General features: G+C 64.8%; 13 protein-coding genes and 1 pseudogene. 10 read left to right on the top strand and 4 right to left on the bottom strand.

What is annotated here, in order from left to right; translation table 11 throughout:
* The 5 genes and pseudogenes from ABIB99_RS36325 to ABIB99_RS36305 form a co-directional block, all read left to right on the top strand.
* A pseudogene (locus ABIB99_RS36325) lies at positions 1–123 on the top strand (chemotaxis protein CheW); the annotation flags it as partial.
* A gap of 32 nt (positions 124–155) precedes the next feature.
* The gene (locus ABIB99_RS36320; RefSeq protein ID WP_354180333.1) at positions 156–542 is read left to right on the top strand and encodes a response regulator; all 387 of its coding nucleotides are present in this window, start codon (positions 156–158) and stop codon (positions 540–542) included.
* A gap of 59 nt (positions 543–601) precedes the next feature.
* Positions 602–1,483 carry a CheR family methyltransferase gene (locus ABIB99_RS36315; protein ID WP_354180331.1) on the top strand — a complete coding sequence of 294 codons (882 nt, stop codon included), beginning with the start codon at positions 602–604 and terminating at the stop codon, positions 1,481–1,483.
* A gap of 2 nt (positions 1,484–1,485) precedes the next feature.
* Positions 1,486–1,803: a hypothetical protein gene (locus ABIB99_RS36310; protein WP_014490546.1), complete on the top strand. Its 318-nt coding sequence runs from the start codon at positions 1,486–1,488 to the stop codon at positions 1,801–1,803.
* 155 nt (positions 1,804–1,958) lie between these two features.
* Positions 1,959–2,462, top strand: coding sequence for a response regulator (locus ABIB99_RS36305; protein ID WP_071908597.1), 504 nt, complete (start codon positions 1,959–1,961; stop codon positions 2,460–2,462).
* A gap of 54 nt (positions 2,463–2,516) precedes the next feature.
* Here the strand turns inward: ABIB99_RS36305 and ABIB99_RS36300 are convergent, their stop codons facing one another.
* Positions 2,517–2,807, bottom strand: a complete 291-nt coding sequence (locus ABIB99_RS36300; RefSeq protein WP_063980465.1) for a hypothetical protein — start codon at positions 2,805–2,807, stop codon at positions 2,517–2,519.
* A gap of 149 nt (positions 2,808–2,956) precedes the next feature.
* On the opposite strand from ABIB99_RS36300, the gene ABIB99_RS36295 reads away from it, so the two are divergent.
* Positions 2,957–3,592 carry a response regulator transcription factor gene (locus tag ABIB99_RS36295; protein WP_071916993.1) on the top strand — a complete coding sequence of 212 codons (636 nt, stop codon included), beginning with the start codon at positions 2,957–2,959 and terminating at the stop codon, positions 3,590–3,592.
* 157 nt (positions 3,593–3,749) lie between these two features.
* On the opposite strand, the gene ABIB99_RS36290 is transcribed toward ABIB99_RS36295, so the two are convergent.
* From ABIB99_RS36290 to ABIB99_RS36280, 3 genes are all read right to left on the bottom strand, one after another.
* Positions 3,750–7,250: a PAS domain S-box protein gene (locus tag ABIB99_RS36290; RefSeq protein WP_354180327.1), complete on the bottom strand. Its 3,501-nt coding sequence runs from the start codon at positions 7,248–7,250 to the stop codon at positions 3,750–3,752.
* A 67-nt stretch (positions 7,251–7,317) separates the two neighbouring features.
* Entirely contained in the window at positions 7,318–7,731 is a 414-nt protein-coding gene (locus tag ABIB99_RS36285) for a response regulator (protein ID WP_166346559.1), read from the bottom strand.
* Between the two features lie 205 nt (positions 7,732–7,936).
* On the bottom strand, positions 7,937–8,647 hold the full coding sequence (locus ABIB99_RS36280) for a GntR family transcriptional regulator (protein ID WP_354180325.1): 711 nt from the start codon (positions 8,645–8,647) through the stop codon (positions 7,937–7,939).
* A gap of 94 nt (positions 8,648–8,741) precedes the next feature.
* On the opposite strand from ABIB99_RS36280, the gene ABIB99_RS36275 reads away from it, so the two are divergent.
* Genes ABIB99_RS36275 through araD form a run of 4 tightly spaced genes read left to right on the top strand, consistent with a single transcriptional unit; the run spans position 8,742 to position 13,133 of the window.
* A complete protein-coding gene (locus tag ABIB99_RS36275; protein WP_354180323.1) occupies positions 8,742–9,761 on the top strand; it encodes an ABC transporter substrate-binding protein in 1,020 nt (339 codons plus the stop codon).
* Entirely contained in the window at positions 9,761–10,522 is a 762-nt protein-coding gene (locus ABIB99_RS36270) for an ABC transporter ATP-binding protein (protein ID WP_354180321.1), read from the top strand. The genes ABIB99_RS36275 and ABIB99_RS36270 overlap by 1 nt, the downstream gene beginning before the upstream one ends.
* 11 nt (positions 10,523–10,533) lie before the next feature.
* Positions 10,534–11,397, top strand: a complete 864-nt coding sequence (locus ABIB99_RS36265; RefSeq protein WP_354180319.1) for an ABC transporter permease — start codon at positions 10,534–10,536, stop codon at positions 11,395–11,397.
* The gene (araD, locus tag ABIB99_RS36260) at positions 11,394–13,133 is read left to right on the top strand and encodes an L-arabinonate dehydratase (protein WP_354180317.1); all 1,740 of its coding nucleotides are present in this window, start codon (positions 11,394–11,396) and stop codon (positions 13,131–13,133) included. Before ABIB99_RS36265 ends, araD begins: the two co-directional genes overlap by 4 nt.
* Positions 13,134–13,173: the final 40 nt, after the last annotated feature.

Below are 13,173 nucleotides of genomic sequence, written 5' to 3'. Positions count from 1 at the left end.
AACCTCGATCCCCGCATGGCCAAGCTCGCCGGCGGCGTCCACCGCCTCGACGGCCAGCTCATGGTCGTCCTCGACGTCGATCGCGTCCTCGAGCTTAAAACCGAAGTGCAAATGGCTGCCTGAGCTAACCGAAACATCGAAGCCGGAGAACCAAAATGAAGACATGTTTGGTGGTCGATGATTCCAGCGTCGTGCGAAAGATCGCGCGCCGGATCCTGGAAGGCCTGGAATTCGAAGTTACCGAGGCCGAGGACGGCTCGAAGGCGCTGGAGATCTGCCAGCGGCAGCTGCCCGATGCGGTGCTGCTCGACTGGAACATGCCCGTGATGGACGGCTTCGAGTTCATGGGCCACATGCGCCGCCTGCCCGGCGGCGACCAGCCGAAAGTGGTGTTCTGCACCACCGAGAACAACGTGGCTCATATCGCCCAGGCGCTCAGCGGCGGCGCCAACGAGTACATTATGAAGCCCTTCGATAAAGACATCATCGCCGACAAGTTCGCTGAAGTCGGCTTGATCCCGGTCGGACAAGCCATGGCCTGAGTATCTGGCCCGAGCGTTTCAGCCAGAGTGTCCCCAGTACAGCTTCCGAGAGGCTATCCGTGACCCCGACCGAGTATGAGTATCTGCGTAAGTTCCTGAGGGATCATTCCGGGCTCGATCTGTCCGCAGACAAGCAATATCTGATCGAAAGCCGGTTGTTGCCGCTCGCCCGCAAGGCCGGGCTCTCCGGGATCAGCGAGCTCGTGCAGAAGCTGCAGGGCGGCTCGAGCGCGCTCGTCACCAGCGTGGTCGAAGCCATGACCACCAACGAGACCTTCTTCTTCCGCGACAAGGTCCCGTTCGATCATTTCCGCGACACCATCATGCCTGAGGTCATCAAGGCGCGCGCCGGCCGACGGAGCGTGCGCATCTGGTGCGCCGCCGGCTCGACCGGGCAGGAGCCCTATTCGCTGGCGATGTGCCTGAAGGAGATGGGCGCGGCCCTGACCGGCTGGCGCATCGAGATCATCGCGACCGACCTGTCGCAGGAGGTGCTCGAGAAGGCCAAGGCCGGCATCTATAGCCAGTTCGAGGTGCAGCGCGGCCTGCCGATCCAGATGCTGATGAAATATTTCAAGCAGACCGGCGAGACGTGGCAGATCAATCCCGAGCTGCGCGCGATGATCCAGCACCGGCAGCTCAACCTGCTGCATGATTTTGCCCAGCTCGGTACCTTCGACGTCATCTTCTGCCGCAACGTGCTGATCTATTTCGACCAGGACACCAAGATCAACATCTTCAACCGCCTCGCCCGCCAGATCGAGGGAGACGGCTTCCTGGTGCTGGGTGCAGCCGAAACCGTGGTCGGACTGACCGACACGTTCAGGCCGATCCCGGATCGTCGCGGCCTCTACAAGCCGAACGACCCGCGTGCAGCGGCAGCCAAACCGGCTCTCGCCGGCGCCGCGCCGCCGCGCATGGCGGTGTTGGCAGGACGATAGGCATGGCAGAGGATGGCAAGGGCGCGGAGCGCGTCACGTTCAGTCGTGGCTATGATGTCTGCATCATGGCGATCGACGGCACGTGGCGGCGCGACTGCAAGCTCAATGCGATTTCCGACACCGATGCCATCCTCACCGTGGATGGCTCGATCCAGGGATTGAACCTGAAGGAATTCTTCCTGCTGCTGTCGTCGACCGGACTCGCCTATCGCCGTTGCGAGCTGGTGCGCGTCAACGGTGCCGAAATGGACATCCAGTTCCTGCGCGGCAAGAACCGGAAGAAGCGCGGCGCCGCCGGCGGCCGTGACGAGGCAGCGTGATCACCAGATAGGCCTCGTCCCGCGCGCCCCGTCGCCGCTTTCCGCGACGTTGGTTCATATTTGCTAAAACATCCGGACGAATTCGCCGCACCGGCTTTACGTGGCCTAAGCGCGAGCCGTGTAGCAATTGCCCGTCTCAATCTCAGGATACGGCAATGCCCCGAAGTTCCCTCTCCCCCATCCCGTCAAATCTGCCCGACGTCGCCGAGCGGCGTGCGCTTCAGCTCCTGGTGGTCGACGACGACGCCACGCAGCGCAGCCTGATCACGGTCGCCGCCAGGCAGGCCGGCCATGAAGTCACGGTGGCGCCGTCCGTCGCCGAGGCGATCGAGAAGCTCCGCGCCGCCCGCTTCGACTGCGTGACGCTCGATCTCGTGCTGGAGGATGGCGACGGCATCGACGTGCTGCGCGAGATGGCGGCGGCGAAATTCGCAGGCCATGTGATCGTCATCAGCGGTATGGACGGCAAGCGTCGCAGCGCCGCCCGCAGCTTCGCCCGTTCCGTCGGGATCCAGCTCCAGGGCCTGCCGAAGCCGCTCGATCTCGCCGCGCTGCGGATCAGCCTCGCCAATCTCGGCAAGACCGCAATGGGGCTGCCGGCGATCCACACCTGGGGTGGCGTCGCTACCGACGCGATCGTGGAACGGCACCGCGCCTGAGGCGCGGAGCTGCCATGCGATCGGACGCGGGCACTGCGCCGCGCCGGTCGCAATTCAAGCCGGATTGCCGGATTCAGACAGGTATTGCAGGGCGTGGCCGAGGCCTGCCCGGCAGGCGTTGAGAGCGGCGTTCGCGGTGGCATAACGCGGCGTGACGTCGTCGAGTATGAAGACGTCGGCGGAACCTTCCGGATCGTTGCTGTGTTCTTGATCCATGGCTGCGGCGATCCGGCGCATACTGGTCTCGATCTGTGCGATCAGCAAGCGAAGGTCTGCGGCGATCAATCGTTGGCTGTCGGCCTCGGATGTCGCGACCAGCGGCGGCGTATCGGCCAAATTTAGCATGGATATTCTCCGTCTCCTGCAATTAGGCGCAATGCCGCTACTTGTGCGTTAAGTCTATGTCCCGTACAAATACGGGTGGGCCGAATCCGCGCCGAACGCCATAACGGTTGGCGCGGACGCGAGTCCGTAATGCCAACTGGATGTGGCACATGGCCGAGCAAACCTCTCGTGGTGAAATCTTCGTGGTCGACGACGACCCTGCGGTTCGCGACACCTTGTCGATGGTGTTGAAGGCGGCGGGTTATGAGGTGATCTGTTTTGCGGACGGCGCAGCGCTGCTCTCCGTCGCGCGGAACCGTACGCCGGCTGCGATCCTGCTCGACGTGCACATTCCCGGAAAGTCGGGCCTCGACATTCTGAAGGAACTGCAGGGCGAAGATTATCCGGCGCCGATCTTCATGATCTCCGGGCAGGGCGACATCTCGATGGCGGTGGGCGCCATCAAGAGCGGCGCGCTCGATTTCATCGAAAAGCCGTTCCGCGGCAGCGAGATCGTCGGCCGGCTGGACGAGGCGATCGGAGCCTATGCACGCAGGCAGGCAGAGAGCGTATCGCCGAAATTCTCTTCGCTGCACTTCCCCGGACGCGAGCCGTTGACGCGGCGTGAACGCGAGGTGCTCGAGCAGTTCGCTTCCGGTGCGTCCAACAAGGAAGCCGGCCGCACGCTCGGCATCAGCCCACGCACCATCGAGGACCATCGCGCCAACATCATGAAGAAGCTCGGGGCGCGCAACGCCGCCGATCTGATCCGCATCGTGATGACCGCGGCCCAGCGCGCGTCGTAACGCGACTGGCCATCTCTCTCGTGCCCCGGACGCAGCGCGTCATGCAATGATGCGCTGCTGAGCCGGGGCCCATCTCTCCAATGTCACGGCTGACAGTTCTGGGTCCCGGCTCTGCGCCGCAGCGTTGCACGCTGCGCCTTGTCTGGGACACGGTTCCTCAACTGCTCAGCGCCTTGCGGATGATCCGCGCCAGATCGGATTTGCGATACGGCTTCGCCAGCAGCAGCACGCCTAAATCCAGCCGGCCATGATGGATGATCGCGTTCTCCGTATAGCCTGAGGTGTAGACCACCCTGAGGTCCGGACGCGTCTTCGACACCTCGTCGGCGAGCTGCCGTCCGTTCAACTTGCCGGGCATGATGACGTCGGTGAACAGCAGGTCGAACGGCTTGCCGGTGGCGACGATCGCGAGCGCCTCCGCGGCGTTCGCGGCCTGCAAGGTGACGTAGCCGAGCGAATGCAGCTGCGCCAGCACGTAGTCGCGCACCAGCCGGTCGTCCTCGACCACGAGGATCGTCTCGTGTCCGCCCTCGATCGTCGACGGCGTCACGCCTTCGCCCACGGCCGCGGCCGTCTTGCCGGGCGGCAGATACATCTTGATCGTGGTCCCGTGGCCTTCCTCGCTGTAGATCTTGATGTGGCCCGTAGACTGCTTGATGAAGCCGTAGACCATCGACAGCCCGAGCCCGGTGCCCTTGCCCGGTCCCTTCGAGGTGAAGAACGGATCGAACACCCGGGCCAGCATGTGCGCAGGAATGCCCGTGCCGGTATCGCTCACGGCGATCAGCACATAGTGTCCGGGCCTGACGTCGTTGACGCTGGCATAGACCTCGTCGAGATAGGCGGCGCCGGTCTCCACGATCAGCTTGCCGCCGCCGGGCATGGCGTCGCGGGCATTGAGCGCGAGGTTGAGGATCGCGGTGGTGAGCTGGTTGGGGTCGACGATCGCGACGCAGCTCTCGTCCTCGAACACCGATTCGATCTGGATCTGCTCGCCCAGCGTCGGGCGCAACAGCTTTGCGGTGTCGATGATCAGCGCGTTGATGTCGACCTCGCGCGGCTGGAGCGGCTGCTTGCGCGCGAAGGCGAGCAGGTGCTGGGTCAGCTCGGCGCCGCGCCCGGCGGCCTCGTCGATCATCTTCGTGATCGCCGCAAGCTCCGGCTCCTTCGCCACCGCGTCGGCCAGGATCTCGATCGTCCCGGTGATGACGGTGAGGATGTTGTTGAAGTCATGCGCCACGCCGCCGGTGAGCTGGCCGACAGCCTCCATCTTGTCGGCGTGGCGGATGCGCTCCTCGGACGCGATCTTGTCGGTGAGGTCGCGGTAGAACACGTTGAACAGAATGCCTTCGCGGCGTTTCAGCGCCGTGACGCTCAGCTCGGCCCTGAATTCCTTGCCGTCGCGACGGCGAACCGTGAGCTCGCGGCGGCGGTTGAGCGTCTGGCCGTCCTGGGAATCGAGGAAGCGCGCGAGGCCGGCCTTGACCCGCTCCCGCTCGCTCTCGGCGACGATGAGGTCGACCCCATTCCTGCCCAGCGCTTCGTCGCGCCGCCAGCCGAACAGCTCCTCGGCCCGCGAGCTCCAGTTCAGGATGGTGCTGCGCTCGTCGGTCTGGACGAAGGCGTCGAGCGCGGTCTCGACGATATTGCGCGCGAGCAGCTCGCTTTCGCGCAAGGACTCTTCCGCGCGCCGCGCCTCGGTCATGTCGCGTCCAACGAAGAAGAAGCGCTTGGCCTGATCTGACCAGTTGCCGAGCCAGGACAGCCAGACCTCGCGTCCGTCCTTATGGATGCAGCGGGTGTCGGCGAGCCTCGGGTGCCCGCCGCGCCGGAGCGCGCGCATCTCCTCGCGGGATTGCTCGAGATGCGCGGGATGGATGAAATCGACGCCGCTGCGGCCGATCATCTCGTCCGGCGGGTAGCCGAGCACGGCCTGGCTGCTCGGGCTGACCTGCACGATATGGCCCCGCGAATCCATGATCATGATCAGATCTTCCGAGGCGTCGAACAGCTGCCGCCGTTCCTCGATCTGCTGTTGCAGCGCGCGCTCGGTCCGTCGCGCATCGGTCAGGCGGCGCGCCGTGCCGGACGCGCCGATGATCTCGCCCGAATCGTCCCTGATCGGTGACAGGCTCACCGAGATTTCGACCGGACTGCCGTCCTTGCGCAGGCGCACCGTTTCGAAATGCTCGATCCGCTCGCCCGTCGCAATCCGCCGCAGATAGTCCTTGCCCTCTTCGCTGCGATCGGGTGGCAGGAGGATCAAGGTCGGCTGTCCGACCGCTTCCTCGGCCGTATAGCCGTAGAGGCGCTCGGCCGCCGCATTCCACCCGATGATGATGCCGTCGAGCGTCTGCATGACGATCGAATCGTCGGAGGATTCGACCGCCGCGCTGAACAGGCGTTCGCGGACGGCAAGCTGGTCGCGCGCGGCCTCGGTGCGCCGCCGCTCCTCGACCTCATGCTCCAGCGCTGCCGTCTTCGCCCGCATTTCATCGATCAGACGGGCAAATGCCCGCGCCAGCACACCGGTCTCGCCGGGGGCGTCGGTTGGAATTCTGATGGAATTGTCCCGACCGAGCCACTCGACCGCCGCAGTGAGCTGCCCGATCGGCCGGGTCAACGACCGCGCCAGCAGCACGGCCAGTATGGCGGCGACCAGCACCGCGATGATTCCGATCGTGATGGTCGATTTCTCGATGGTGACGGCCGGCGCCATGAAGACGGCGTTGGGCACGACGCGGATGACACCGACCCACTGGTCCTCGGCCAGGATTGCGGGCGCGATCGCGGTGCCGCTCGGCTTGCCGTCACTGCCCGGTACGACCTGGGTCGCGCCCAGCGTCGATCCGGTGATGGCTGCGAAATAGGGGAAGTCGTCCTGCCAGCGTGTTGGTGTCCCCAGTTGCGAACCGAACTCGCGGGTGCGATCCGGATGCACGAGATAATCGCCGTTACGGCCGACCACATAGACCGCTTCACCGTTCCGGATCGATATCCTGATACGGTCGAACACCTGGCGCATGTCGACATTGACGACGACGATGCCGAACAGCCGGTGATCGGACCCAAACAGGGGCGCCGCGACGCGCAAGGTCGAAACATAGGGCATCTGAACCACGCCGTCGTCGACGTCCAGTTCGACCGGGGAGACGCTGACCTGGTCTTCTGCCAGCTTGATCGCCGCCTGGAAGAATGAGCGCTCGCCCTTGTTCTGCAAGGCATCGTCGGGAACCGCACGCACCGCTCCGTTCGGGCCGGAGCGGTCGACGCGCAGATACTCGACGCCGTCGGCACCGATGATGCGGAATTTTGCGTAGGCCGGGTTGGCGCCGACGTCGGCCACGAGGCGCGTCAGCAAGCGGTCGCGCCAGGTCTTCTCCGAGAGGTGATCGACCGGATCGACCCCGTCGTTGAAATGGGCATCGATCATGCCGCGCGCGGCGGCACGGGAGCGGAACGTCGCAACGTCGGCGCGAGCGCCGTTCACATGCGCTTCGAGTTGCGAGGCCAGGAGCCGCGAGTGGCCCTCGATACGGTCGAGCACGCGCGGCAGGAACGCTTGTTCCAGGCTGTAATGGCTCAGCCATCCGACAGCGGCGACCGCAGCCGCGACCAGCAGGATCATTGCGATGGCCAGCCGGGTCGCGAGGGTCATATCGGCCTTCGCGCCGCGTCGCGAGCGGTCCCGAATGTCCTGCTACGCTGCAACATGGATCGCCCCGTCATCGGCTGCCGGAGGCGGCATTGGCTTGTGGCGCGGATGTGAGGCAGCCGTCGACAGCGGCGAGCAAGGCGTCCGGCCGGAACGGCTTCTGCAGACTTGCGACCGCGCCGAGCTTGGTCGCCATCTTCAGAAAGTCCGGCTCGGCATACGCGTCCGGCGCGACGGCGCGGCCGGAAATGACGATGATCGGAAGGGCCGGCTGCAGCACCCGGATGTGGCGCATCGTCTCCAGTCCGTCCATGCCGGGCATGAATATGTCGAGGAACAGGAGGTCGAACCGGCTCGCCTCGAACAGCGCAAGCCCCGTGTGGCCGTCGCCGGCGGCGGTGACGTGATGGCCGGCCCTCTCCAGGATCAGCCGGATCGTGATCTGCACGGCCGGGTCGTCATCCACAATCAGGATGTTGGCCACGTCTGAAACCCTCCGGGCCGGATGGGACGTTCCAGCGACCCCAAATCAAAGCATCAAATGCGAAATTGTTGCGCGGTTTCCGTCCGGCCTGCAAGCACTTCGCGGCGGACACCTTGTCCGCCTCGCGCGATTCCGGCGAGGTCGGCCATATGCATGCTTACGTGCACATGCGGTCCCTGACGCACGCCCGGATCGTGTCGCGGGCCTAATCGGTCAGGTATTCGGGATGGTGGCTCCGGATCTTGTCGAGCTCGCTGAGCGTGCCCGACAGGTGCTTGCGCAGATGCTGTTGCGCGGCGTCGGCGTCTCCGGCCTCGATCGCGCGCGTGATCAGCTTGTGGTGGCGGACGATGTTCTGGGCCTTGCCGGGCGAGGGCAGATGCAGCCGGCGCAGCCGGTCGATATGCCCGCTGCGGCTGCGCACCAGCGTCCACAGGTCTTGCTTTCCGGCGGCGGCGTAGAGCTGCGCGTGAAAATCATTGTCGCCGGCGATGAAGCTCTCGAAGTCCCCGGCCTTGGCGAATTGCTGCTGGAGCGCGATCGCGTGGTCAAGGCGGATGACCAGGGCCTGGTCATGCTGTTCCGCAAGCATCCGGACGATTTCGAGCTCCAGCGCCTGGCGCAGGAAATGGGCCTGCTCGGCGCGGCCGACGTCGACCCGGCTGACCACGGTCGCGTGCTGCGGAAACACGTCGACGAGCCCTTCCTCCTCCAGCCGCATCAGCGCATCGCGCACCGGTGTCGAGCTGACGCCGAACTGGCCGGCGAGCTCGGCGCGTGACAGGGGGGCGCCCGGCGGCAGCTCCAGGGCGATGATCGCATTGCGCAGCCGCTCGAACACCTGCGGCGCGGCCTGGCGGGCGCGGTCGAGCCGGGCGGGTCGTGCCGCGCGCGGCGCGGTATCGGTTGCTTCCATGGCGGGTCCCGCGGGCTTGCCTTTGATGCACTAATATATTAGTGCATCAGCAGGGTCAACGCAGCTCGACGCTGGCCGGAGGAAACACACAACAATGATCAAGCATCTTCGTAGCAAGCTTGCGGCTACCGCCCTGATCGCCGCAACCGTCCTGCCGGCATCCGCGGCGCATGCGCAGCAGAAATCCGAGATCTCGCTGTCGCGCCAACCCGGCATTTTCTACATGCCGAGCCACATCATGGAAAGGCAGAAGCTGATCGAGAAGCACGCAGCTTCGCTCGGCGTACCCGGCGTCACCACCAAATGGGTGACCTTTTCCGGCGGCGGCGCGCAGACCGATGCGCTGCTCGCGGGCGGCGTCGACATCCTCAACACCGGCACCGGTAATCTGCTGCTGCTGTGGGACCGCACCCGCGGCGGCGTGAAGGGCATCGTCGCGACCTCGGCGCAGCCGATGACGCTGATCAGCCGCGACGCCAACATCAAGTCGATCAAGGATTTTGGTCCGAGCGACAAGATCGCGGTGCCGACCGTAAAAGTCTCGACCCAGGCGATCGTGCTTCAGATCGCGGCCGCCGAGGCCTTTGGTGCCGACCAATGGTCGAAGCTGGACGCCAACACCGTGCAGCTTGGCCATCCCGACGCCTATGCGGCGCTGTCCAATTCGAAGCACGAGGTCCACACCCACTTCTCGATCCCGCCTTTCACCTTCCTCGAGCTGAAGAACGTGCCGGGCGCGCATGTCGTGCTGAACTCGCCTGATGTGATGGGCGGTCCGCTGAGCCAGGCGCAGTTCTTCACCACGACCAAATTCGCCGATGCCAATCCGAAGATCATCCAGGCGGTGCGCGATGCCACCAAGGAAGCGCAGGATCTGATCCGCAGCGACACCAAACAGGCGGTCGAGATCTACAAGGAGATCACCGGTGACAAGACCTCGGTGGAAGAGCTGCTCGATCTCCTGAAGGAGCCCGGCATGATGGAATGGAATCTCGAGCCGCAGGGCACGATGAAATTCGCAGCCCATCTGTTCAAGACCGGCACGCTGAAGAATCAGCCCAAGGCCTGGACCGACTATTATCTCCCCGTCGCGCACGACCTGAAAGGCAACTGATGGCGCTGCTCGACGTCAACGGGGTGACGCTGCGCTACAAGACCTCCAGCGCGGTCGTCACCGCCACCGAAAGGGTCAGCTTCACCGTCGACAGGTCCGACCGCTTCGTGCTGCTCGGGCCGTCCGGCTGCGGCAAGTCGACCCTGCTCAAGGCCGTCGGCGGCTATATGACGCCGAGCGAGGGCCGCATGACCATCAACGATCGCGAGATCCACGGTCCCGGCGCCGACCGCATGATGATCTTCCAGGAGTTCGACCAGCTCCTGCCCTGGAAGAGCGTGCTTGCCAACGTGATGTTCCCGCTGCTGACCGCGCGAAAGCTGTCGCGCAAGGACGCCGAGGCCCGCGCACGGGCCTATATCGAGAAGGTCGGCCTCACCCGCGTCGTCGACGCCTATCCGCACACGCTGTCCGGCGGCATGAAGCAGCGCGTTGCGATTGCGCGCGGCATGGCGATGGAGCCCGATATCCTGCTGATGGACGAGCCGTTCGCCGCGCTCGACGCGCTGACGCGGCGCACCTGCCAGGACGAGCTGCTTCAGCTCTGGAGCGAGACCAAATTTACGGTGCTGTTCGTGACGCATTCCATCGCGGAAGCGATCCGCATCGGCAACCGCATCCTGCTGCTGTCGCCGCATCCCGGCCGGGTCAAGGCCGAGGTCGTGGATGTCGACAAGGTCTCGAATGGAGACGGCAGCGCCGGCCGGCTGGAGAAGGAGATCCACGATCTCCTGTTCGCGGCCGAAGCCACGGCGCATTGAGGGAGCCTGTCATGGGCGAAGCGAGAATATTGCTGCGTGATGCGTCGGTTGCCGCGACCGGCTCTGCGGGCGAGGTCGAGCGCAAGCTGAGCGTGCCGGAGCTGTTGTGGAACGACGGTTTTGTCCGCAAGACCGTCATCATCCTGTTTCTGGCAGCGGTCTGGGAAGCCTATGGCGTCGCCCTCGACAATCCGCTGCTGTTTCCAACGCTGCACGACACCATCGTGACGCTTTGGGACCGCGTGAAAGACGGCACCATTCCGATGCGCGCCTGGGCTTCGCTGAAAGTCCTTTTCATGGGCTATTCGGCCGGCATCGTGCTCGCCGCGATCTTCACCGTGCTCGCCATCTCGACGCGGATCGGCACCGATTTCCTCGAAACGGTCACGGCGATGTTCAACCCGTTGCCGGCGATCGCGCTGTTGCCGCTCGCTTTGATCTGGTTCGGGCTCGGCAATGGCAGCCTCGTCTTCGTGCTAATCCATTCGGTGCTGTGGCCGGTCGCGCTCAACACCCATTCCGGCTTCAAGAGCGTGTCCAACACGCTGCGCATGGTCGGCCGCAATTACGGCCTGCGCGGGCTGCCCTACGTCGCAAAAATCCTCATCCCCGCCGCGTTCGGCTCGATTCTCACCGGCCTCAAGATCGGCTGGGCCTTTGCATGGCGTACCCTGATCGCGGCCGAGCTGGTGTTCGGCGTGTCTTCGGGCCAGGGCGGGCTTGGCTGGTTCATCTTCGAGAACCGCAATCTCCTCGACATACCCGCAGTGTTCGCGGGCCTCTTGATGGTGATTATCATCGGGCTTTTTGTCGAGAACCTGATTTTCCGCGCCATCGAGCGGAACACCGTCCAGAAATGGGGCACCCAATCATGACCAAGAAGAAAATCACGCCCGACCAGCTCCGCAGCGCGCGCTGGTTCGCGCCCGACGACCTCCGCTCGTTCGGCCACCGCTCCCGCACCATGCAGATGGGCTACGCCCCGGAGGAGTGGAAGGACCGCCCGATCATCGCGATCCTCAACACCTGGTCGGACGCGCAGCCCTGCCACATGCACTTCAAGTCGCGCGTCGACGACGTCAAGCGCGGCATCCTGATGGCCGGCGGCCTGCCGATCGAGCTGCCGGCGCTGTCGCTGTCGGAATCGCTGCTGAAGCCGACCACGATGCTCTATCGCAATCTGCTGGCGATGGACGCCGAGGAGCTGTTGCGCAGCCATCCCGTCGACGGCGTGGTGCTGATGGGCGGCTGCGACAAGACCACGCCGGCGCTGCTGCTCGGCGCGACCTCGATGAACATTCCCGCGATCTATCTGCCCGCGGGTCCGATGCTGCGCGGCAATTGGAAGGGCAAGACGCTCGGCTCGGGCTCCGACGGTTGGAAATACTGGGACGAGCGGCGCGCCGGCAAGATCTCCGACAAGGACTGGCTCGATATCGAAGCCGGCATCGCGCGGAGCTACGGCACCTGCATGACCATGGGCACCGCCTCGACCATGACCGCGATTGCCGAGGCGATCGGCATGACGCTGCCCGGCGCCTCCTCGATTCCGGCCGCCGACGCCAACCACATCCGCATGGCGTCGGAATGCGGCCGGCGCATCGTCGAGATGGTGTGGGAGGATTTGACGCCGAAGACGATCCAGACCCGCAAGGCGTTCGAGAACGCGATTGCGGTCGCCATGGCGATGGGCTGCTCGACCAACGCGATCATCCATCTGATCGCGCAGGCCCGCCGCGCCGGCCTCGACATCGGCCTCGACGATTTCGAGAAGGCGAGCCGCAAGGTGCCCGTGATCGCCAACGTCCGACCGAGCGGCGATGCCTATCTGATGGAAGACTTCTTCTATGCCGGCGGCCTGCCGGCGCTGATGAGCCAGATCAAGCCGCATCTGCATCTCGACTGCATCACCGTCACCGGCCAGACGGTCGGCGAAAACATCGAAGGCGCCGAAGTGCACAATGCCGATGTCATCCGCGGCGTCGATAACCCCATCTACAAGGAAGGCGCGCTCGCCGTGCTCAAGGGCAATCTCGCGCCCGATGGCTGCGTCATCAAGCCGAGTGCCTGTGCGCCGCGCTTCCTCAAGCACACCGGGCCTGCGCTGGTGTTCGACGACTATCCGTCGATGAAGAAGGCGGTCGACGATCCCAACCTCGATGTCACCGAGGATCACATCCTCATCCTGCGCAATGCAGGGCCGCAGGGCGGGCCGGGCATGCCGGAGTGGGGCATGCTGCCGATCCCGACCAAGCTCGTGAAGCAGGGCGTGCGCGACATGGTGCGGATCTCGGACGCGCGCATGAGCGGCACCAGCTATGGCGCCTGCATTTTGCACGTTGCGCCCGAATCCTATGTCGGCGGCCCGCTGGCGCTGGTGCGGAATGGCGACCGCATCACGCTCGACGTCGCCGCGCGCACTATCAACCTCGATGTGTCCGAAGCCGAGCTCGAAAAGCGTCGCGCCGCCTGGAAGCAGCCCGAGCGCCGCTTCGAGCGCGGCTATGGCTGGATGTTCACCAAACACATCAAGCAGGCCAATGACGGCTGCGACTTCGACTTCCTGGAGACCGATTTCGGCGCGCCGATCGGCGAGCCGTCGATTTACTGACCGTCGTTCCGGGGCACGCGTAGCGCGAACCCGGAACCCA

Origin of the sequence: Bradyrhizobium sp. LA6.1 (assembly GCF_040547805.1) — a bacterium.
Lineage (GTDB): Bacteria > Pseudomonadota > Alphaproteobacteria > Rhizobiales > Xanthobacteraceae > Bradyrhizobium > Bradyrhizobium barranii.
Note: the sequence above shows the minus strand (reverse complement) of the source record. Positions and strands in the feature narration are given on the sequence as shown.

Excerpts from the sequence above, each read along its gene's own strand:
- ABIB99_RS36280 (WP_354180325.1), bottom strand. The coding sequence starts at position 8,647 with ATGGAAGCAACCGATACCGCGCCGCGCGCGGCACGACCCGCCCGGCTC.
- ABIB99_RS36310 (WP_014490546.1), top strand. The coding sequence starts at position 1,486 with ATGGCAGAGGATGGCAAGGGCGCGGAGCGCGTCACGTTCAGTCGTGGC.
- araD (WP_354180317.1), top strand. The coding sequence starts at position 11,394 with ATGACCAAGAAGAAAATCACGCCCGACCAGCTCCGCAGCGCGCGCTGG.
- ABIB99_RS36265 (WP_354180319.1), top strand. The coding sequence starts at position 10,534 with ATGGGCGAAGCGAGAATATTGCTGCGTGATGCGTCGGTTGCCGCGACC.
- ABIB99_RS36300 (WP_063980465.1), bottom strand. The coding sequence starts at position 2,807 with ATGCTAAATTTGGCCGATACGCCGCCGCTGGTCGCGACATCCGAGGCC.
- ABIB99_RS36270 (WP_354180321.1), top strand. The coding sequence starts at position 9,761 with ATGGCGCTGCTCGACGTCAACGGGGTGACGCTGCGCTACAAGACCTCC.
- ABIB99_RS36290 (WP_354180327.1), bottom strand. The coding sequence starts at position 7,250 with ATGACCCTCGCGACCCGGCTGGCCATCGCAATGATCCTGCTGGTCGCG.
- ABIB99_RS36320 (WP_354180333.1), top strand. The coding sequence starts at position 156 with ATGAAGACATGTTTGGTGGTCGATGATTCCAGCGTCGTGCGAAAGATC.
- ABIB99_RS36275 (WP_354180323.1), top strand. The coding sequence starts at position 8,742 with ATGATCAAGCATCTTCGTAGCAAGCTTGCGGCTACCGCCCTGATCGCC.
- ABIB99_RS36305 (WP_071908597.1), top strand. The coding sequence starts at position 1,959 with ATGCCCCGAAGTTCCCTCTCCCCCATCCCGTCAAATCTGCCCGACGTC.
- ABIB99_RS36295 (WP_071916993.1), top strand. The coding sequence starts at position 2,957 with ATGGCCGAGCAAACCTCTCGTGGTGAAATCTTCGTGGTCGACGACGAC.